16 protein-coding genes and 1 pseudogene are annotated in these 19,627 nt (G+C 72.0%); 10 read left to right on the forward strand and 7 right to left on the reverse strand.

What is annotated here, in order from left to right:
- Positions 1-120 precede the first annotated feature (120 nt).
- Positions 121-957: a hypothetical protein gene (locus ACFYZ8_RS01645; protein ID WP_359031505.1), complete on the reverse strand. Its 837-nt coding sequence runs from the start codon at positions 955-957 to the stop codon at positions 121-123.
- 202 nt (positions 958-1,159) lie between these two features.
- Between ACFYZ8_RS01645 and ACFYZ8_RS01650 the strand changes: the two genes are divergently transcribed.
- From ACFYZ8_RS01650 to ACFYZ8_RS01670, 5 genes are all read left to right on the forward strand, one after another.
- Entirely contained in the window at positions 1,160-2,551 is a 1,392-nt protein-coding gene (locus ACFYZ8_RS01650; RefSeq protein ID WP_388536540.1) for an APC family permease, read from the forward strand.
- Between the two features lie 215 nt (positions 2,552-2,766).
- Complete coding sequence (locus ACFYZ8_RS01655; RefSeq protein WP_388536541.1) at positions 2,767-5,391, forward strand: CocE/NonD family hydrolase; 2,625 nt, start codon at positions 2,767-2,769, stop codon at positions 5,389-5,391.
- On the forward strand, positions 5,388-6,254 hold the full coding sequence (locus ACFYZ8_RS01660; protein WP_388536542.1) for an ABC transporter permease: 867 nt from the start codon (positions 5,388-5,390) through the stop codon (positions 6,252-6,254). Before ACFYZ8_RS01655 ends, ACFYZ8_RS01660 begins: the two co-directional genes overlap by 4 nt.
- 147 nt (positions 6,255-6,401) lie before the next feature.
- Complete coding sequence (locus tag ACFYZ8_RS01665; protein ID WP_388536544.1) at positions 6,402-7,922, forward strand: von Willebrand factor type A domain-containing protein; 1,521 nt, start codon at positions 6,402-6,404, stop codon at positions 7,920-7,922.
- A gap of 72 nt (positions 7,923-7,994) precedes the next feature.
- Positions 7,995-9,905: an AMP-dependent synthetase/ligase gene (locus ACFYZ8_RS01670; protein WP_388536546.1), complete on the forward strand. Its 1,911-nt coding sequence runs from the start codon at positions 7,995-7,997 to the stop codon at positions 9,903-9,905.
- Between the two features lie 61 nt (positions 9,906-9,966).
- Here ACFYZ8_RS01670 and ACFYZ8_RS01675 read toward each other — a convergent pair whose 3' ends face one another.
- Positions 9,967-10,395: a rodlin gene (locus ACFYZ8_RS01675; RefSeq protein WP_359031511.1), complete on the reverse strand. Its 429-nt coding sequence runs from the start codon at positions 10,393-10,395 to the stop codon at positions 9,967-9,969.
- A gap of 251 nt (positions 10,396-10,646) precedes the next feature.
- On the opposite strand from ACFYZ8_RS01675, the gene ACFYZ8_RS01680 reads away from it, so the two are divergent.
- From ACFYZ8_RS01680 to ACFYZ8_RS01695, 4 genes and pseudogenes are all read left to right on the forward strand, one after another.
- Positions 10,647-11,063, forward strand: a complete 417-nt coding sequence (locus tag ACFYZ8_RS01680) for a rodlin (RefSeq protein WP_388536548.1) — start codon at positions 10,647-10,649, stop codon at positions 11,061-11,063.
- A 239-nt stretch (positions 11,064-11,302) separates the two neighbouring features.
- Complete coding sequence (locus ACFYZ8_RS01685) at positions 11,303-11,554, forward strand: chaplin (RefSeq protein ID WP_359031513.1); 252 nt, start codon at positions 11,303-11,305, stop codon at positions 11,552-11,554.
- A gap of 128 nt (positions 11,555-11,682) precedes the next feature.
- A pseudogene (locus ACFYZ8_RS01690) lies at positions 11,683-11,880 on the forward strand (chaplin); the annotation flags it as partial.
- Positions 11,881-12,468: 588 nt separating this feature from the next.
- Entirely contained in the window at positions 12,469-12,594 is a 126-nt protein-coding gene (locus tag ACFYZ8_RS01695) for an LPXTG cell wall anchor domain-containing protein (protein ID WP_351988162.1), read from the forward strand.
- Positions 12,595-12,672: 78 nt separating this feature from the next.
- On the opposite strand, the gene ACFYZ8_RS01700 is transcribed toward ACFYZ8_RS01695, so the two are convergent.
- Together ACFYZ8_RS01700 and ACFYZ8_RS01705 are read right to left on the reverse strand one after the other, a co-directional pair.
- A complete protein-coding gene (locus tag ACFYZ8_RS01700) occupies positions 12,673-13,959 on the reverse strand; it encodes an NAD(P)-binding domain-containing protein (RefSeq protein WP_388536551.1) in 1,287 nt (428 codons plus the stop codon).
- Positions 13,959-15,281, reverse strand: coding sequence for an ATP-grasp domain-containing protein (locus ACFYZ8_RS01705; RefSeq protein WP_388536552.1), 1,323 nt, complete (start codon positions 15,279-15,281; stop codon positions 13,959-13,961). Before ACFYZ8_RS01705 ends, ACFYZ8_RS01700 begins: the two co-directional genes overlap by 1 nt.
- A gap of 117 nt (positions 15,282-15,398) precedes the next feature.
- Here ACFYZ8_RS01705 and ACFYZ8_RS01710 point away from each other — a divergent pair, with 117 nt between their 5' ends.
- The gene (locus ACFYZ8_RS01710; protein ID WP_388536554.1) at positions 15,399-16,712 is read left to right on the forward strand and encodes a glycoside hydrolase family 26 protein; all 1,314 of its coding nucleotides are present in this window, start codon (positions 15,399-15,401) and stop codon (positions 16,710-16,712) included.
- Between the two features lie 22 nt (positions 16,713-16,734).
- Here ACFYZ8_RS01710 and ACFYZ8_RS01715 read toward each other — a convergent pair whose 3' ends face one another.
- From ACFYZ8_RS01715 to ACFYZ8_RS01725, 3 genes are read right to left on the reverse strand one after another with little or no spacing between them, the layout of a single operon-like run.
- Positions 16,735-17,832, reverse strand: a complete 1,098-nt coding sequence (locus tag ACFYZ8_RS01715; protein ID WP_359031516.1) for a GNAT family N-acetyltransferase — start codon at positions 17,830-17,832, stop codon at positions 16,735-16,737.
- On the reverse strand, positions 17,829-18,485 hold the full coding sequence (locus ACFYZ8_RS01720) for a lipopolysaccharide biosynthesis protein (protein WP_388536556.1): 657 nt from the start codon (positions 18,483-18,485) through the stop codon (positions 17,829-17,831). Before ACFYZ8_RS01720 ends, ACFYZ8_RS01715 begins: the two co-directional genes overlap by 4 nt.
- Positions 18,482-19,627, reverse strand: a complete 1,146-nt coding sequence (locus tag ACFYZ8_RS01725) for a glycosyltransferase (RefSeq protein WP_388536557.1) — start codon at positions 19,625-19,627, stop codon at positions 18,482-18,484. Before ACFYZ8_RS01725 ends, ACFYZ8_RS01720 begins: the two co-directional genes overlap by 4 nt.

Genomic DNA, 19,627 nt, shown 5'->3' on the forward strand with positions numbered 1-19,627 from the left:
CGCCGCGGGCCCCCGCCGGGGGGGGGGGGGGGGGGGGGGGGGGGGGGCCCCCCCCCCCCCCCCGGGCCCCCGGGGCCCCCCCCCCCCCCGGGGGGGCGGCCCCCCCCCCCCCGGCCGTGCTCACTGCTTGCCGGCAGCGCCCTTCACGGCCTCGCTCAGGTCACCGGTCTCGGCGGCCGGCGGCGCCTTGACCACGGCCGTCTTCCCGAACTTCTCGAAGTCCATGGTCACGGTCATCGCGCCGATCTTCTGCTTCAGGCGCACCGGCAGGTCCTTGCCGCCGACCCAGATGTCCATGGTCATCGAGGAGGCCCCGCCGGTGACCGAACCGGCGATGCTGTCCGCGTCGCCGTAGGCGTCCTTGAACTTCCCCATCTGCGTCTGGTCGATCCGGGCCCGGTAGTGGGTCGTGCGCTGCCCGTCGACGGTCTCCTTGCCGAGGTCCTCGACGTTGTTGGCGTACTTCAGGCCTCGCATGGAGGCCGCCGGGCTCCCGCCGCCGGCCCCGCTGAACGCCTGCGCGCCCTTGTCGCCGAACACGGCCGACGCGTCGATCTTCATCCACTCCTTGCCCTTGAGCGGGCCCGCGGGCTGCGGGTCGATGTCGTAGTAGTAGGCACCGTCCACGAAGAGCATGCGCGTGGTCGGGGCGTCCTGGAGCCGCTGCATCTGCGCGGCCTTCGTGTCCATCTCGACGTCGAAGGCGTAGCCGCCGCCCCAGGAGTACGTGCCCTCCATGCTGATCGGAGCCGTGCCCGGCGTCGCCGTGGAGACCTTCACCTCGGCGGACCCCAGGTTCTCCGTCCGGTCGGTCGCCCGCGCGAGCGCCGCCATGATCGCGTCCGTCCTGTCGACGACGTCCGCCGCCTTCTTCACGCCCTCCGAGCCGCACGCCGTGACCGCGACCATCGCCGCCGCCGTGAACCCCACCCAGGCAGCGGTGTACTTGAGCTTCATGTGCCCCCCTGTGAATGACCTTTGAAGGCAGACTTTAGCGGGACGTTTTTTCAGGCCGACGCTGCGGTTCCCGTAGAGCCTGAACAGCAGAAGCGGCCGCACAGGACTGCCGTATTCGCCATTCAAGACGCTCTGGATCTACGGATTTCGCAGCTCGACACCTATTGACGTGCTGGTTTTCGTCGGGGTTCCATGCAGCACCATGACCGACACCCTCCGCCCTGCCGACACCGCCGTCCCAGAGGCGCTGGAGCACGGCCACGCCAAGCTCAACCGTTCCATCGGCGTGGTCGGCGGCACCCTGCTGACCCTGTCCTGTGTGACCCCGGCGTCCACGCTCTTCGTGGTCGTCCCCGACCTCTTCGGTTCGCTCGGCACCGCCACCGCCCTGACGATCGCCATCGGCTCCCTCCTCTGTGTCGCCGTGGCGTTCTGCTACTCGGAGCTGGGCACCCTCATCCCCAGCGCGGGCGGCGAGTACGCGATGGTCTCCACGCTCGCGGGACGGCTCGCGGGCTGGCTCGTCTTCGTGCTGTCCCTCCTGGTCGTCATGATCGTCCCGCCGGTGATCGCGATGGGCACCGCGGACTACCTGGCCCCCGTGATCCACCTGGACCCCTCCCTGGCGGGCGCCGGAGTCATGCTCCTGGCCACCCTCGCCGGCCTCCTCGACCTGCGGGCCAACGCCTGGATCACCGGCATCTTCCTGGTCCTGGAGGTGATCGCGGCCGCGGTGGTGGCGCTCCTGGGCTTCACCCACGCCGAACGCGGCCCCGGCAGCCTGCTGTCCCTGCAGGTGGCGGGCGCGCACGGGGGCGCGGACACGGTGACGGCCATGCTGGTGGTCTCCGGCCTCGCGATCGCCCTCTTCGTCACCCAGGGCTTCTCGACGGCCGTCTACCTCTCCGAGGAACTGGAGAACCCGCGCCGCAACGTGGCCCGCACGGTCCTGGCCACCCTCGCCATCTCCACCGTGATCATCCTGGTCCCGGTGGTCGCGATCACCATGGGCGCCTCCGACCTGACGCAACTGACCGGCGGCGACATCAGCTCCATGGTCACGGCCTGGTCCGACTCGGCGGTCGGCACCTTCGTCAGCCTGTGCGTCGCCCTCGCGATCATCAACGCCGGCATCGTCATGGTCATCCAGAACTCCCGGGTCCTGTTCGCCTCGGCGCGGGACAAGGCCTGGCCGTCCCCGGTCAACAGCCTCTTCTCGAAGCTGGGCCGCTTCGGCAGCCCGTGGGTCGCGACCCTCGCGGTGGGCGTCCCGGGAGCGGCTCTGTGCTTCGTGAACCTGGACACCCTGTACGGCGTGACAGGCGTCTCGGTGACCGGCATGTACCTGCTCGTCGCGATCGCCGCCCTCCTGTCCCGCCGGAACCACCACAAGCACACCCCGGCCTGGCGCATGCCCCTGTGGCCCGCGATGCCGGTGCTCCTGATAGCGGTCCTGACGTACATCCTGACCCAGCAAGAGACGGAGTACCTGCTGTGGACGGGCGGCATCACAGCGGCGGCGACGCTGTACTGGGCCCTCTACCTCCGCCCCCGAGCCGAAACAAGGTGGCTCGTATCGATACCGGAGGTGTGAGAAGTCAGGGGCGCGGGGCTGTGTCGATGTGCGGCTCCGCCGCGTGGGCGCGACCAGCCACAGCGGACCCGCGGACGGCCATGAAGAGGACGCACCACCCCCGTAGCCGTACCGCACCCGCTGTACACCGCGACTCCTCATCCACCCCCAGGATGGCCCGGAGTTCAGCCCCGAGTAGATAAGTCCCCGACAGCTTCACCCCGTACCGTTGAATCATGGATCTTCGACGCCTCCGGAGGCCGCGGTGGATCGCCGCCGCGGCCTCCGTCGTCGTGCTCGCCGCAGCCGGGACTTGGACGGCCGCCGCCTCTGACGACCCACCCCCGGTGCACCGCGCGGACCAGATGATGTCGATCGACGGCGTCCGCATAGACACCTCGTACTTCACGACGAACGGCACCGAAAGGCGCCCCGCGGTCCTCATGGGCCACGGCTTCGGCGGCAGCAAGAACGACGTACGCCAGCAGGCCGAGGACCTCGCGAGGGACGGCTACGCGGTCCTCACCTGGTCCGCCCGCGGTTTCGGCAGGTCGACCGGCAAGGTCGGCCTCAACGACCCCGACGCCGAGGTCAAGGACGTCAGCAAGCTGATCGACTGGCTGGCGAGGCAACCCCAGGTCCAGCTGGACAAGCCCGGCGACCCCCGGGTCGGCGTGGCGGGCGCGAGCTACGGCGGCGCGATCTCCCTCCTCGCCGCCGGTCACGACCGCCGCGTGGACGCGATCGCTCCGTCGATCACCTACTGGAACCTCTCGGACGCCCTCTTCCCGAACGGTGTCTTCAAGAAGCTCTGGGCCGGCATCTTCGTCAACTCCGCGGGCGGCTGCGCCAAGTTCGAGCCGCGGATCTGCGCGATGTACCAGCGCGTCGCCCAGTCCGGCACCCCGGACGCCCAGGCCGAGAAGATGCTGGAGGAACGCTCCCCGTCGGCCGTCGCCAAGGACATCAAGGTCCCCACCCTGCTGGTCCAGGGCCAGACGGACTCCCTCTTCCCCCTGAACCAGGCCGACCAGGCCGCGAGGGCGATCCGCGCGAACGGCGCCCCCGTCGACGTCGACTGGATCGCCGGCGGCCACGACGGCGGCGACCTGGAGACCAGCCGCGTCCAGTCCCGCGTGACGAACTGGTTCGACCGCTACCTCAAGGACGACAAGTCCGCCGGCACCGGTCCCGCCTTCCGCGTCACCCGCACCGTCGGCACCGACACCGGCGACGGCGAGACCCGCCTGACCGGCGTCACCGCCGACACCTACCCGGGCCTGGAGAGCGACGACCACAGGATCGCCCTGACCGGCCGCGAGCAGGACTTCGCCAACCCCGCCGGCGCCAACCCGCCCGCCGTCTCGGCCCTCCCCGGCCTCGGCGGAGGCGGCCTCTCCCAGCTCTCCTCCCTGGGCGTCGGCGTCTCCCTGGACTTCCCGGGCCAGTACGCCGCGTTCGAGTCGAAGCCGGTACGCGACGACCTCCGGATCACCGGCTCGCCCACCGTCACCGTCCATGTGAAGTCGACGAGCGAGGACGCCGTCCTCTTCGCCAAGCTGTACGACGTGGGCGCGAACGGGCGGCAGACCCTGCCCTCCCAACTCGTCGAGCCCCTCAAGGTCGAGGGCGCCAAGGCCGGCAAGGACGTCAGGATCACCCTCCCGGCGATCGACCACGAGATCGAGGACGGCCACCGCCTCAAGCTGGTCCTCGCCTCCACGGACCTCGGCTACGCCTCCCCGGCGGCCCCGGCGACGTACACCGTCTCCCTGAAGGGCGACCTGAACGTCCCCGAGCCCCTCGGCGAGAAGAACACCCAGGCCCCCCTGCCCGCCTGGGTGTGGTGGCTCCCGCCGGCCGGCGCGGTGCTCGCCCTGTTCCTCGTGGTGACGGGCCGCCGCCGTACGACCGCCCCCGCCGCCCCCGATCCGGAGCTGGCCGAAGTCCCCCTTCAGATAACGGACTTGAGCAAGCGGTACGCCAAGTCCACCGACCGCTACGCGGTCCGTGACCTCTCCTTCCGCGTCGAGAAGGGCCAGGTCCTCGGCTTGCTCGGCCCGAACGGCGCGGGCAAGACGACCACCCTGCGCATGCTGATGGGCCTGATCAGGCCGGACGGCGGCGAGGTCCGCGTCTTCGGCCACGCGATCGCGCCCGGCGCCCCCGTGCTCTCCAGGGTCGGCGCCTTCGTCGAGGGCGCGGGCTTCCTCCCGCACCTGTCGGGCCGGGAGAACCTGGAGCTGTACTGGCGGGCCACCGGCCGCCCGCCCGAGGACGCCCACATGGACGAGGCGCTGGAGATCGCGGGCCTCGGCGACGCGCTGGCCCGCGCGGTCCGCACCTACTCCCAGGGCATGCGCCAGCGCCTGGCCATCGCCCAGGCCATGCTGGGCCTGCCGGACCTGCTCATCCTCGACGAACCGACCAACGGCCTCGACCCGCCGCAGATCCGCGAGATGCGCGAGGTGATGATCCGCTACGCGGCGGCAGGCCGCACGGTCATCGTCTCCAGCCACCTCCTCTCGGAGGTCGAGCAGTCCTGCACCCACCTCGTCGTCATGGACCACGGCAAGCTGATCCAGGCGGGCCCGGTCGCCGAGATCGTCGGCTCCGGAGACACCCTGCTGGTCGGCACCGCCGTACCGGTCGAGGAGCCCGTGGCCGGGAAGGTCGCGGCCCTGCCGGGCGTGGCGTCGGCGGTCACCACCGACGACGGCCTTCTCGTACGGCTCGACGCGGACGGCAGCGCGGCCCGCCTGGTAGCCGAACTCGTCCGGCTCGAGGTCCCCGTGGAGTCGGTGGGCCCCCACCGCCGGCTCGAAGACGCCTTCCTCACCCTGATCGGAGACTCCGCATGAGCAGCACGCTGACCGAGCGCGCGGAGGTCGCCGACGGCTACCGCGCGGGCCGTACGCTGCCGGTCCGGGTCGAGCTGGTACGGCAGTTGAAGCGCCGCCGCACCCTCGTCATGTTCGGCATCCTGGCCGCCCTGCCCTTCGTCCTGCTGATCGCCTTCCAGCTCGGCGGCGGACCGGGCTCGGGCAACACCCGCGTCAACCTGATGGACACGGCGACGGTGTCCGGGGCGAACTTCGCCGCGGTGAACCTGTTCGCCTCCGCGGGCTTCCTGCTGGTCGTCCCGGTCGCGCTGTTCTGCGGGGACACGGTCGCCTCGGAGGCGAGCTGGTCCTCCCTGCGCTATCTGCTCGCGGCACCAGTGCCGAGGGCCCGCCTGCTCTGGTCCAAGCTCGTGGTCGGCCTCACCCTCAGCCTCGCCGCGATGCTCCTGCTCCCGCTGGTCGCCCTGGCGGTCGGCACGGCGGCGTACGGCTGGGGCCCGCTCCAGCTGCCCACCGGCGGCTCACTGGAACCGGGCACGGCGGCTCAGCGGCTGCTGATCACGGTGGCGTACATCTTCGTCTCCCAACTCGTCACCGCCGCCCTCGCGTTCTGGCTCTCCACCCGCACCGACGCCCCCCTCGGCGCGGTCGGCGGCGCGGTCGGCCTGACCATCGTCGGCAATGTGCTGGACCAGGTGACCGCCCTCGGCGACTGGCGCGACTTCCTGCCCTCGCACTGGCAGTACGCGTGGCTGGACGCCGTACAGCCCGCGTTGCAGTGGTCCGACATGATCCAGGGCACGTCACTCTCGATAACGCTCGCCCTGGTGCTGTTCGCCCTGGCCTTCAGGGGTTTCGCCCGCAAGGACGTGGTCTCCTAGGTCACCGGAAGATCTCCCACCGGTCTCGACGGGCCGTCTCCGTGCCCCCTTCGATACCCATCCGCAACGCTCCGTAGCGCACGTTCCGGCCCCCCGGCCCGTCACAGTCGCAGAAGCCGACGTCAACAGGCCCAGGGGGTACGGACGATGGAGCGACAGCGGACACGACAGGTGATGCTCGCCCTCACACTGGCGGGCGGCCTCATGCTCACCGGCTGCGCCGGGGGCGACGACGGAGGAAAGAGCAGCGCGGACGGCGCGAGGGGCGGCTCCCACGGTTCGGGCTTCCCGGCCCCGGACCAGCCCCAGGGCGAACAGGACCCCGACGGGTCCCGCGGCGACTACGTCACCCCGTCCCCCGACTACCTCTCCACCTTCGCCCTCGACGTCGACACCGCCTCCTACGGCTACGCCCGCCGCACCCTCGCCGAGGGCCGCCGCCCCGACCCCTCGACGATCCGCCCCGAGGAGTTCGTCAACAGCTTCCGCCAGGACTACGACCGCCCCGACGGCAACGGCTTCACGGTCACCGTCGACGGCGCCCGCACCGACCGCGACGACTGGTCCCTGGTCCGCGTGGGCCTCGCCACGAGGAGTGCCGCCGAGGACTCCGCCAGGCGCCCGCCCGCCGCCCTCACCTTCGTCATCGACATCTCCGGCTCCATGGCCGAACCCGGCCGCCTCGACCTCGCCCAGCACTCCCTCGACACCATGACGGACCGGCTGCGCGACGACGACTCGGTCGCCCTCGTCACCTTCAGCGACCAGGCCGAGACGGTCCTGCCGATGACCCGCCTCGGCGACCACCGCCACCTGATCCACCAGGCGATCGACAGCCTGGGGCCGACGTACTCCACCAACCTCGCCGCGGGCGTCGAGACCGGCTACCGGACGGCGGTCAAGGGCCTGCGCGAGGGCGCCACCAACCGGGTCGTCCTCATCTCCGACGCCCTCGCCAACGACGGCGACACCGACCCCGACTCCATCCTGGAGCGCATCGACACCGCCCGCCGCGAGCACGGCATCACCCTCTTCGGCGTAGGCGTCGGCAGCGACTACGGCGACGCCCTCATGGAACGCCTCGCCGACAAGGGCGACGGCCACACCGTCTACGTCTCCGGCGACGACGCCGAGAAGGTCTTCTGCGAACAGCTCCCGCAGAACATCGACCTGACCGCCCGCGACGCCAAGGCCCAGGTCGCCTTCGACCCCGAGAACGTCGCCTCCTTCCGCCTCGTCGGCTACGACGACCGGCGCGTCGCCGACGACGACTTCCGCGACGACCGCGTGGACGGCGGCGAGGTCGGCCCCGGCCACACGGTCACCGCGCTCTACGCGGTCCGCACCCGCCCCGGCGCCGACGGCCACCTCGCCACGGCCACCGTCCGCTGGCAGGACCCGAAGACCCGGGCCCCGCACGAGAAGTCGGCCGGCCTTGAGACCTTCGACACCTCGCTGCGGGACGCGAACCCCCGCTTCCAGGTCGACGCGGTGGCCGCCTACTTCGCCGACGCCCTCCGGGACAGCGGCGCCGACAACCGCCTGCCGGGCAGGCCGTCCCTCAGCGAACTCGCCTACTGGGCCGACGAGTTGGCAGACCGCACCGAGGACAGCGCGGTACGCCGACTCGCCGAGACCATCAGCCGGGCCCGGCGCCTCGCGGACTGACGCCGGACCCATTGACCTTTCCTTACTTACGAGTAAGTTGACCACCCAGTCGGAGCCGACCGGGGAGCCATCATGGGCGTACGCAAGGACCTGAAGCGGGCGAAACACCTGGCGGGCCGGACCAGGGTCCAGGTCGTCAAGGACGAGAGCGGGGTCGTACGAGAGGCCCGCACGCCACCCCTCGCCCCGCCCCCGGCCACCGGCAGCATCGCGGACCTCCCCTTCACCAACGCTGCCGAGACGCCCGACGCGGTGGTGCTGCGCCGCAAGGAGAAGGAGGGCTGGAAGCCCGTCACGGCAGCCGCCTTCGCCCGCGAAGTCACCGCCGTGGCCAAGGGGTTGATCGCCGCCGGTGTCGAACCCGGCGGCCGTGTGGCCGTGATGTCGCGGACCCGCTACGAGTGGACGGTCCTGGACTTCGCGATCTGGGCCGCCGGCGGCCAGACCGTCCCCGTCTACGCCACCTCCTCCGCCGAGCAGGTCGACTGGATCGTCCGCGACTCCGGAGCCCGGCACATCGTGACCGAGAACGCCGAGAACGCGGCGACGGTCACCACCGGCACGGCGGAACACCAAGCCAGGCCGCACATCTGGCAGTTGGACTCCAGGGCACTCGACGAACTCCAAGCCCTGGGCCACGACCTCCCCGACGACGAGGTCACCAAGCGCCGCGCCGCCCTGACCCCCGACACCATCGCCACGATCTGCTACACCTCCGGCACCACGGGCCGCCCCAAGGGCTGCGTCCTCACCCACGCCAACCTGCACGCCGAGGCCGCCAACACCGTCGAGCTGCTCCACCCCATCTTCAAGGAGGTCACCGACCAGACCGCCTCCACCCTCCTCTTCCTCCCGCTCGCCCACATCATGGGCCGCACCCTCCAGATCGCCTGCCTGATGGGCCGCATCGAGATCGGGCACTGCCCGAGCATCAAGCCCGACGAACTGCGCCCCGCCCTCAAGGAGTTCCGCCCGACCTTCCTGGTCGGCGTGCCGTACCTCTTCGAGAAGATCCACGCCACCGGCCGCGCCACCGCCGAGAAGCTGGGCCGCGCCGCCTCCTTCGACCGCGCCCACCGCGTCGGCGTCCGCTTCGGCGCGGCCTACCTGGACAAGTTCCTGGACCGCGGCAAGGGACCGGGCCCCGGCCTCTACGCCGCCTGGGCCCTGTACGACCTGCTGGTCTACCGCCGTATCCGCAAGGAACTCGGCGGCCGCACCCGCTACGCCATCAGCGGCGGCTCACCCCTGGACCGCGAGCTCAACCTGTTCTTCTCCGCCGCCGGCATCATCATCTACGAGGGCTACGGGCTCACCGAGACCAGCGCCGCCGCCACCGTCGTCCCGCCGCTCGGCCCCCGCCCCGGCACCGTCGGACAGCCGGTCCCCGGCACCGCGATCCGCATCGCCGACGACGGCGAGGTCCTCATCAAGGGCGGGGTCGTCTTCGGTGCCTACTGGAACAACCCGGAGGCCACCGACGCCGTCCTGAAGGACGAGTGGTTCGCCACCGGCGACCTCGGCGCCCTCGACGAGGACGGCTACCTCACCATCACCGGCCGCAAGAAGGACCTCCTCATCACCTCCGGCGGCAAGAACGTCTCCCCGGCCGTCCTGGAGGACCGGCTGCGCAGCCGGGCCCCCGTCGGCCAGTGCCTCGTCGTCGGCGACAACCGCCCCTTCGTCGCCGCCCTGATCACCCTCGACCCCGAGGCGATGGCCCACTGGCTGTCGGTCCGGGGCCTGCCCGCCGACACCCCGTTCGCCGAGCTCGCGAAGGACGAACGGCTGCGCGCCGACATCCAGAAGGCCGTCGACCACGCCAACCTGGCCGTCTCCCGCGCCGAGTCGATCCGCGCCTTCCGGCTCGTCGCGGGGGAGTTCACCGAGGACAACGGCATGCTCACACCGTCCCTCAAGGTCAAGCGGCATGTGGTGAGCGCCGCATACGCGGAGGAGATCGAGGCGCTGTACCGGCGCTGACACGCCGAAGGGGCCGCCGAGATGCTCGGCGGCCCCTTCGGCCTCGACCAGGAGGCCGGGATCAGTGGCCGGAGTCCTTGTGGCCGGAGTCCTTGCTGTTGGACTCCTGGTTGGAGGACAGGATCGACACGTCCTCCAGCAGGTGGGCCAGCGCACCGTCCCGCTTGGCCTGGGTGGAGTTCTCGGCACACTGCTGGGTCTGCTGGTCCGACAGGATCGGGACATCCTGGACGTTGACCACCTGGAGCACACCGATGGGCAGGTCGCTGACAGCGAGGCAGGGCTTGTTGAAGGACCCCTGGATCAGCGCCATCTGCGGGCTCATGTTCCCGTAGGTGCTCGAGTTGCCGAAGCTCTGCCACGCGCCGTTGCCGTTCGCCACGGTCGGCCCCTGGTCGTTGCCGATCGCGAGTGCCTGCGGGGCCGCGGCGGCGGAGGCACCCACGGCGGACGCGGCCATCGCCGCGGTGGCAACAATCTTCTTGATCACTGGCCAGTCCTTTCTGAGGAAGCCCCGGGGACCGGAGCGTTCTGGCTAACTGCGCGCTCGTGACGAGGTTTCTCCCGTTCACTCCGACGGCGGACAGCGGGGAGCGGCCGAGAGCCCCGGCCGGAACCCGGTGCCCGCGGGGCGCCCAAGTCGGCGACAGGGCCAATGGAGTGAACGCCCGCAACCATTCCTCGCATGCCGGGTTGATGTGGCCGTAGGGCATTGTGTCGCTACGAGGAAAGGAACGCGAAGTGCTTAAGAAGGCAATGGCCGCCGCGGCGGCCGCCGCTTCTGTCGTCGGAATGTCGGTGGCGGCAGCTCCGACGGCGCTTGCCATCGGCAACGACAACGGGCCGACCGTGGCCAACGGTAACGGCGCCACGTCGTCGTTCGGCAATTCGGCGACCAAGGGTGACATGAGCCCCCAGCTCTCGCTGGTCCAGGGCACGCTCAACAAGCCGTGCCTCGGCCTGAGCGACACCAACGTCGGCGTTCTGCAGATCGTCAACGTCCAGGACGTGCCGATCCTGTCGGACCAGCTGACCCAGCAGTGCTCCGACAACTCCACCCAGTCCAAGCGGGACGGCGCGCTGTCGCACGTCCTCGAGGACCTGTCGGTTCTGTCGGCCGCCACCGAGGAATCGGAAACGGCCCACGGAGAGAAGTAGGCCGAATCCGACTGGCCGGGCGGCCCGCGGCATTGTCCGCGGGCCGCCCGGGCTTTCTGCGTGGGCCTTTTCCCGCGTGGTCGGGAGTGGAATGAGTGACGGCACAGGGCAATCGAGTGAATTCTCCCGCGCCACGTGTTCGGTAGTTTCTCTGTCGGCTATCCCTCGTTCTACAGCCTGCAGGTCATGGCGCGAGCCGCTCCGTCTGTGCTCGCTCGGTCACACGCCGACAAAGGGGCATGACCGCAGAGAAGGGAAATCTCATGAAGAAGACCGCCGCTGTCGCCGCGGGCGTGATCATGGCCTTCGGCGTGGCCGCCCCGGCCTTCGCGGACGCCGAAGCCCAGGGTGCCGCCATCGGTTCCCCGGGTGTTCTCTCGGGCAACGTCGTCCAGATCCCCATCCACGTGCCGATCAACGTGTGCGGGAACACGGTCAACGTCATCGGTGCGCTGAACCCGGCGTTCGGCAACGTGTGCGTGAACCACTGACCTCGTAACACCTCAGCCGTACCGGCTGTCCTGGCCGGCCTTGGACCGCTCGATTCCGTCCAGGGCCGGCTTTTCCCACTTCTACAAGCAGGAAGACAACGAGATTGCGACAGACCCTGAGTAGGGGAATGGTCGCGGCCGCCGCCGCGACAAGCATTCTGTCCCTGTGCAGCAGCCCTGTCCTCGCCGACACGCACACGAGCGGGGCCGCCACGGATTCGGCCGGCGTCGTGTCCGGCGACAGTGTGGCGGCGCCCGTCGACGTCCCCGTCAACGCCTGCGGCGACTCCGTCGACGTGGCCGCCGCACTCAACCCGGCGTTCGGTAACTCCTGTGCCGTCGAACCGAGTTCGGGCAGACACGGTTCCCGCGGCGTGCCGCACGGCGACGATTCGGGTTACGGCGACGACTCCGGGCAGGAGGGGAGCGGCGGGTACGGCGACACCCCCGGGCACGAGGAGGGCGGCGGCTACGGCGACCACACGCCTCCGCCGGGCGGCCATCACACGCCACCACCGGGGGGTCACCACACGCCTCCGCCGGGGGGTCACCACACGCCTCCGCCCGGTGGGGATCACACGCCGCCTCCTGGTGGGGACCACACGCCTCCGCCGGGTGGGGATCACACGCCGCCTCCTGGTGGGGATCACACTCCGCCTCCTGGTGGGGATCACACGCCGCCTCCTGGTGGGGACCACACGCCTCCGCCGAGTGGGGACCACACGCCGCCTCTTGGTGGGGATCACACTCCGCCTCCTGGTGGGGATCACACTCCGCCTCCTGGTGGGGACCACACGCCTCCGCCGGGTGGGGATCACACTCCGCCTCCTGGTGGCGACCACACGCCTCCGCCCGGTGGCGAGCACACGCCGCCCCCCGGTGGCGAGCACACTCCGCCCCCCGGTGGGGACCACATGCCCCCGCCCCAGCTGCCCCACACCGGTGCCGAGGCCATGCTGGCCGCATCGGGTGCCAGCGCCGCGATGATCGTGGGTGGGGTCGTCCTGTACCGCCGGGGCCGAGCCGCCTCCCGCCGATAGTGCGCCGGGTGCCGGACAGGGAACGTCCGGCACCCGCGGCCCGGTACTCGCGGCACGAGACCCCGGGCCCGGCCCGCGTCAGCGGCGCGCGCCCGCCGGTGCCCCGCTGGGCCCCCGCCTCCCCGGCACCGGCACCACCGCACCCACGTCCCCGGCCCGCAGCCGGCGCCGCACCCCCCGTACCAAGGTCTCCGCCGTGTAGGCCGCCCCCTGGACGAACCGCATCGCCGGGCCGAAGCCCGGGGCGGTGATCAGGCCGGCCAGGAAGAGGCCGGGGTGGGAGGACTCGAAGGCTGAGGTCACCCGGGGTGAGCCGGCCCCGGTCCTGGTGAGGGCGGTGCGCAGCTCGGGATCGAGAAGGGTCAGACGGTCACAGCCGGCCGAGAAGCCCGTGGCCGCGATGACGTGTTCGGTTTCCAGGGACGCCGGGACTCCGGGCCCCCCGGCACCTGTCCGGTGGACCACCTCCAGCCGTACCCCGTTCCCGTCCCTCATCGGTCGTGCCGCCGCGACCTCGTGGCCGGGCAGTACCTCCACCGCTCCCTCGACCCGCTCCCGCACCCACCACGCGCCCGCCGGGCCGAGTGCCGTCGCGGCGACGCGGGCCCGGGTCGATTCCGGGAGACGATGGAAGAGGCCGGGGCGTTCGGAGTAGAACCAGTTGCGCCAGCCGCAGCCCAGGCCGCTGTGCGGGGCGCGGGCCGACTGCCACCAGGGGCGTTCCCACGGCGGTGGCACGTCGTTCCAGGACACGTGTTCGGCACGCACCAACACCCGTACCCGCGTGTCCTGTTCGGCGAGGAGGGCCGCGGTCTCCAGGGCCGCCTGGCCGCCGCCGACGACCGTCACGTCCCGGCCGCGGAAGCGGGAGAGGTCGTGGTGGTGGCTGCTGTGCGAGACGAGGGACGGGGGCAGGTCGCGCAGGGCCGGCGGGATCTCGACGAAGGGGATCACGCCGACCGCCAGGGCGACCGTACGGGCGTGCACGGACTGGCCGTCCTCCGTGACCGCCTCGAAGCCGCCGGGGCAGGGGGTCACCCGGGTCACGGTGCGTTCGTCGACCTCGGGCGCGGCGTTGCGCGCGAACCACAGGCCGTACTCGGCGAACGTCTCCACCGGGATCGGCTCCCCGTGCCGGGCCGCCACCCCCCGGTCCGCGCAGTACCGGTCCAGCTGCCAACGGCCGTGCGGGTCCGAGAGGTTGGAGGCCCAGGGCTCCGACTTGAGGAACATGCCGCGGGGCATGTGGTCGCGCCAGGACGCCATGGGCCGGCCGAAGACGCGCAGTCTCAGCCCGGCGGCCGCGGCGTGGGACGCGATGGACAGGCCGTAGGGCCCGGCGCCCACCACCAGTAGGTCGTACATCAGCAACTGCTCGCCTTCTCGTCGGAGACGTCTTCGGACAGATCGTGGGACATGGTGTGGGGCAACTCGGCGGTCCGGGGGGTGGGTGCCGCGTGGTGCCCGGCGGGTGCGGGGGTGCGCGCCGAGGCCCCGGCGGCCGCCCCGCGTACGCGGTCCAGCAGCCGACCCGACACATGGCGCGCCCACAGGCCCCACAGCGCCTGCCCGGGGCCCCGGTCGTCCCGTGCGTTCCAGGCCAGTTCGCGGCCGGCGGGAGGGGCGGGCCGCAGCGCGGTCAGGGGCGCGTAGTTCTCGACCACGAACTCCCGCCCCGGCAGCGGCACGCCGTCCGGCAGCGGACGGTGGGTCAGGTCGAGGTGCAGGGCGCGTACGACGTCCAGCCCGGCGGAGTCGGTGAAGAGCCGGAACTGCGCGCCGGGGCGCGGGTTGAAGTCGAGCAGGTGATAGCGCCCGGTCGCGCCGCAGCGGCGGAAGTCGAGGTCGAAGATGCCGCGGTAACCCAGTTCGGCCGCCAGCCGCTCGGCGAGCAGCTGCACCTGCGCGTTGGGTGCCCAGCGACCCACCGCCGTCAGCCCGGCGCCGCGCGGCCAGGCCCGTGTCTTGACGCCGGGGCCGCCGCCGCGCACGGTCCCGGACCGGTCGGCGTACCCGTGGAAGAACCAGTCCCGGTCGGGGCCCGGAGGCAGGAACGCCTGCAGCAGCAGCCGGCTGCCGGCCTCCCCGGTGCGCAGGTACAGGTCCCGCGCCTCCTGTGCCGAGCGGACCACGCTCGTGCTGCGCAGTCCGGTCCCCGGGGGCACGAGCCAGGGCCTGCTCCACTTGGCGATCACCGGGAGCCCCAGTCCCCGGGCGGCGCTCGCGGCGTGCTCGGCGCTCTCCGGGATGACCGTCTCCGGATGAGGCACGCCCGCCACCGCGCACACCTCGGCCAGTTCCGCCTTGTCGGCGACGCGTTCGGGCAGCGTGCCCGGCTGCTGGGGCAGCAGATAGGCGGGGGTCAGTTCCTCGCGCAGCCGGCCCACCGCGATGCCGCTCGCGTCGTCCATCGGGATCAGCACGGCCGGACGCGCGACGCCGGTCGCGATCCGGCGCAGTGCGACGGCGATGTCACCGAGGGAGGCGCCGGGCGGCGGCGGGGGATGGATCTGGCGTACGAAACGGGATTGCCGTACCGGACTTCCGGTGGAATCCGCGACGAGATGGACGTGGACCCCCGCCCTGCCGAGTGAGCGTACGGCCCCCAGTGTTCCGTGGTGAAAGGGATTGCGGTCGATCCGCAGCAGGACGGCGGGAACTCGGGTGTCGAGCAGCGACACGGGCATTTTCCTTCGGGTGGTTTCACTCGGGCGGGCGATCGGTGCACTCGAAAGCCGTAACCACGGTGGCGTTGGTCATATTGATGTGACTGAGTGTCAGTTATCGGAGAGAAAGGAGCAGGCATGTCCTCACAGCAGCGAGGGGCCCGTTCCCGACGACTGGCGGTCACCACGGCGGCGGTCGCCGCGTCGGTCGTCCTGGCATCGGGTCCCGGTTTCGCCGCGGGGACGGCGCGGGTCGCCGATCCGCCCGCTCCGACACCCGCGGTCGCCCCGCCGACCCCCGCGCCGGCGGTCACCCCGCCGGTCCCGACGATCCCGCCGGTGCCACCGGCCCCGGACACGCCGACCCCACCGCCGAAGAGCGGTCCGGCCTTCGGCGCCTACCTCGACTACGGCCCCCGAGGCGTGGCCCGCATCGCCGAGCTCAGCCACTGGCTGGGCGGTGCCGAGCTGCGCGTCGGGCACACCTATCTGCCCGGCGACCGCTGGACCAACATCGAGGGCCGGCACGGCTTCCTCGACGTGTGGGCGGACTGGCGTACCCGGCAGGCCGACCGGATGCTGGTCCTCAACGTGCCCATGATGGAGCACAACGAGGAGAACGTCTCCGACGCCGAGGTACGGCAGCTGCTGCGCCGGGGCGTCGCCGGGGAGTACGACCGCCACTTCCGCGCGCTCGCCGAGCGGCTGGTCGAGCTGAAGGTGCCGGACACGGTCGTCGTCCTCGGCTGGGAGATGAACGGCACCACGTACACCCACCGCTGCGGACCCGACCCCGAGGCGTGGAAGACGTACTGGAAAAGGATCGTCACCACGATGCGCGCGGTGCCGGGCCAGAAATTCCGCTTCGACTTCGCTCCGAGTCGCGGCCGGGACGCCGTTCCCTGGACGGAGTGCTATCCGGGGGACGACACGGTCGACATCGTCGGAATGGATTCGTACGACCAGCCCAGCGGACTGTCGTTCGAGCGGCAGGTGACAGAGCCGTACGGCCTCCAGGCCCAGGTGGATTTCGCGAAGGCGCACGGAAAGGCCATCTCCTATCCGGAATGGGGGCTTTTCCGCAACGGTGACAATTCCGCGTACATGCGGGGCATGCTCGCGTGGATGGACGCGCACAAGCCGCTGTACAACACGCTGACGGACTACTGTCCGCACGGTGTCTGGCAGTGCGCCGACAACCCCAGGTCCTCCCAGGTCTACCGGTCCGTGCTCTCCGGCCGCACCGAGAATCCGGCCCCGGAGCCGACCAAACCCGGCGGGACCACCACACCGACCACTCCGCCCGCACCGACGACTCCGGCCGTTCCCACCGCACCGGTCACGCCCGTGCCCCCGGCCAACTGCTCGCCGCTGCAACTGGGCGACTGGGTCGAGTACTGGCTCGGCGGGAAGCTGTGCCTGCGCTTCGACTGGTGGTCGCGCAGCCGGTGACCCCCAGGCGGCGGCGGGTCGGTCACGGCCCGTCGCCACCGCGCTCCCTCCACCGTCGCACCAGTTCCTTGCCCCGCCGCCGGGCGGCCACGTCGCACAGCGTCGCCGACAGCAGCGGGGCGGTGCGTCGCCGGGCCAGCAACAGCCGCTGGTTGACGACCGGTTCGGGGCGCCAGTGATGCTTGTAGGGCTCGTTGCCGCGCAGCAGGCTCAGCGTGCCGCGTCCGCCGGCACGGGTGTGCTCGGCGCACGCGTCCAGCAGCATCACCGCCACGTCCGCCTTGCACTCCCGCAGCCGCGGGTGGGCGCCGTAGAGATAGCCGCCCGCCAGCCGTCGCGACAGCAGCGTCAGGTCCACTGCCACCACGTCCTCGCCCAGCCGGAACTCGGTGACGACGGCGTCCCCCGAGCGCACCATCGGCCCGACCGACCGCACCAGGTGGTCGCAGAACCGCGTCCGCAGATGCTCCGACGTCACCTTCCGCCCCTGCCACTGGAGCCGGTGCAGCTCCAGCAGCCGGCGCAGCGCCGTGTCGACCTCCTCCGGCCGCACCACCTGACGCTCGACGCCGAGCGCGGTCAGCTTGCGCAGCTTGGCCCGCACCCGCTGGGCCTTCGCCGAGGGCAGCCGGGCGACCAGTTCGTCCATGGGCACGGCGGGCAGCTCCAGGCACAGCGAGTCGCTGACCCGGCGGCGCGGTCCGTGCCAGCGGTCGTAGATCCGCTCGGCCGCGCCCCCGGGCCGTACCTCACGGAAGTCGATCAGCGCGGTGCGGGCCACCGAGGCGAGCCCCTCGGTCAGCGCGGTCACCGCCTCCTCGCCGCGCTCGTCGTCCAGCAGCACGTCCCCGTAGTCGGAGATCGCCCCGCCGAGCGGCACGAGGGTCGGCACCGGACGGCGTACCCGCATCAGCGGGGCGGCGGCGACGAGTTCACGGCCGTCGCGGACCAGCAGGAGGCGCAGCCGGCCCCGGCTGCCGTAGGACAGCCACCACGAGTGCAGCCAGGCGTGGCTCTGGAACGGGGTCGCCGCCGCGCACCTCCCGTACAACTGGTGCCAGTCCGGGGCGAGTTCGGTGAACGCGCTGTCGTCGGTGACGAGTTCGACGGTGTACTTCACAGCTGTCCGTGGACATCGGCGGCGGTGGCCGGGCTGGGCACGGACGGTGGCCGTGCGGGTTCGTCCGTGGCCCGGCGGGGCCGGACCAGCAGCACAAGGCCGCCGAGCAGACCGCCCGCGCTCGCCCCCACCAGACCCGTCACCGCCGGGGACGCCGAGGACGGCCCGCCGGGACGGGTGGCGCGGGCGAACTGCCGGAGCTCGACGTGGGTGTCGGCCCGGGAGTCGTTCGCGTGCCGGGTCAGCGCGCGCGAGACGGCGTTGGCCATGTCGGCGGCGAGGTCCGGGCGCGAGGAGGTCGCCGTGATCGCCACCATCGGGGCGTCCGGCGAGGTCGCCGTCTGCACGCTCGACTCCAGCGTCCGCACCGGCACGCCCGCCCACACCTGCGCGTCCCCGAGCACCGCGAGCTGCGTGGCGACCCGGCCGTAGGCCTGCGCGAAGCCCAGCGCGGTCGCGGAGTCGGACCTGTCGGTCGGTACCGCGACGACATAGCTGGTGGCCGTGTACGTGGGCGTCCTGACCAGGCCGTACGTGCCGCCGAGCAGACCGCCGGCGAGGACACCGGCCGCGAGCAGGGACCAGGCCGGCAGCGCCCTCACACGGGTGAGGGCGGGGGACGGGCGGCGGGGGCCGCTGGGATTCTCGGTCATGAGGAACTGACTCCGTGGGGTGACGAGGGCGAGGAATGGGCGGCCGCGTAGACGTCCATGAGCCGCGCGGCGCTGCGGGCGATGCTGTAGTGGTGGGCGGCGTCGGGCGCGGTGCGCGCGAGGGGGCCCTCGGCGCGGGCCGCCACCAGCGCCCGGGCGAACGCGTCGGGGCCCCCGCTCACGCGGCGCGCGGCCGGCGCGGAGTGCGGGGGCAGGTCCTCGACCGCCGGACAGGCGGCGTAGCGGACCGGCAGCCCTGCGGCCAGGGCCTCCACGACGGCCAGTCCGAACGCCTCCTCGGGGCACGGCGAGGCGAGCAGATCCATCGCGGAGGTGAGCGAGGGGAGGTCGGGGCCGGGGGAACCGTCGGGTACGCAGGGGCGTTCGCCGGTGAACAGGACGCGGTCCGCCACCCCGGCCGCGTGCGCGGTGCGCCGCAGGACGTACTCCTCGGGCCCGCCGCCGACCAGCAACAGCCAGAAGTTGTCCGGCAGTTGGGCGAGGGCGTGGATGAGTACGTCGAACCGCTTGGCCGCCGTGAGCCGGCCGATGCCGCCGACGACGTACGCGGTCTCCGGCAGCCCGAGCCGTTGCCGGGTGCGCAGCCGCTGTGCCGGGTCGAAGCGGAAGCGGTCCAGGTCGATGCCGTTCGGGACGACCGCGATCCGCGGCGCGGGCACCCCCCAGTGCTTGAGCCGCTCGGCGACCGTGGGGGAGACGGCGACGGTGGCCCGGCCGAGCCGCTCGCTGGCCAGATACAGCGCCCGGACACCCGAGGTGAGGCTGCGCCCCTCCATCTGCGAGTCGCCGAGCGAGTGCTCGGTGGCCACCACCGCCCGGACGCCCGCGAGGCGCGCGGCGAGCCGGCCGTAGACGCAGGCCCGGTAGAGGTGGGTGTGCACGAGGTCGTAGCGGCCCCGGCGGATGAGCCGGACCAGCCGGGGCAGCGCGGCCAGGTCGCGGTTGCCGGCCATGCCGAGGTGCGTGACCCGCACCCCGTCCGCGACGAGGCCGTCGGCGACCGCGCCCGGGTTGGTGAGCGTCACGACCTCGCAGTCGACGGGCAAGTGGCGCAGCAGGAGCCGCAGTTGCTGCTCGGCGCCGCCGACGCCGAGGCCGGTGATGATGTGCAGGGCCCTCAT

This window comes from Streptomyces sp. NPDC001668 (genome assembly GCF_042893155.1).
GTDB lineage: Bacteria > Actinomycetota > Actinomycetes > Streptomycetales > Streptomycetaceae > Streptomyces.

Excerpts from the sequence above, each read along its gene's own strand:
- ACFYZ8_RS01645 (WP_359031505.1), bottom strand. The coding sequence starts at position 957 with ATGAAGCTCAAGTACACCGCTGCCTGGGTGGGGTTCACGGCGGCGGCG.
- ACFYZ8_RS01650 (WP_388536540.1), top strand. The coding sequence starts at position 1,160 with ATGACCGACACCCTCCGCCCTGCCGACACCGCCGTCCCAGAGGCGCTG.
- ACFYZ8_RS01655 (WP_388536541.1), top strand. The coding sequence starts at position 2,767 with ATGGATCTTCGACGCCTCCGGAGGCCGCGGTGGATCGCCGCCGCGGCC.
- ACFYZ8_RS01660 (WP_388536542.1), top strand. The coding sequence starts at position 5,388 with ATGAGCAGCACGCTGACCGAGCGCGCGGAGGTCGCCGACGGCTACCGC.
- ACFYZ8_RS01665 (WP_388536544.1), top strand. The coding sequence starts at position 6,402 with ATGGAGCGACAGCGGACACGACAGGTGATGCTCGCCCTCACACTGGCG.
- ACFYZ8_RS01670 (WP_388536546.1), top strand. The coding sequence starts at position 7,995 with ATGGGCGTACGCAAGGACCTGAAGCGGGCGAAACACCTGGCGGGCCGG.
- ACFYZ8_RS01685 (WP_359031513.1), top strand. The coding sequence starts at position 11,303 with ATGACCGCAGAGAAGGGAAATCTCATGAAGAAGACCGCCGCTGTCGCC.
- ACFYZ8_RS01695 (WP_351988162.1), top strand. The coding sequence starts at position 12,469 with ATGCCCCCGCCCCAGCTGCCCCACACCGGTGCCGAGGCCATGCTGGCC.
- ACFYZ8_RS01700 (WP_388536551.1), bottom strand. The coding sequence starts at position 13,959 with ATGTACGACCTACTGGTGGTGGGCGCCGGGCCCTACGGCCTGTCCATC.
- ACFYZ8_RS01705 (WP_388536552.1), bottom strand. The coding sequence starts at position 15,281 with ATGCCCGTGTCGCTGCTCGACACCCGAGTTCCCGCCGTCCTGCTGCGG.
- ACFYZ8_RS01710 (WP_388536554.1), top strand. The coding sequence starts at position 15,399 with ATGTCCTCACAGCAGCGAGGGGCCCGTTCCCGACGACTGGCGGTCACC.
- ACFYZ8_RS01720 (WP_388536556.1), bottom strand. The coding sequence starts at position 18,485 with ATGACCGAGAATCCCAGCGGCCCCCGCCGCCCGTCCCCCGCCCTCACC.
- ACFYZ8_RS01725 (WP_388536557.1), bottom strand. The coding sequence starts at position 19,627 with ATGAGGGCCCTGCACATCATCACCGGCCTCGGCGTCGGCGGCGCCGAG.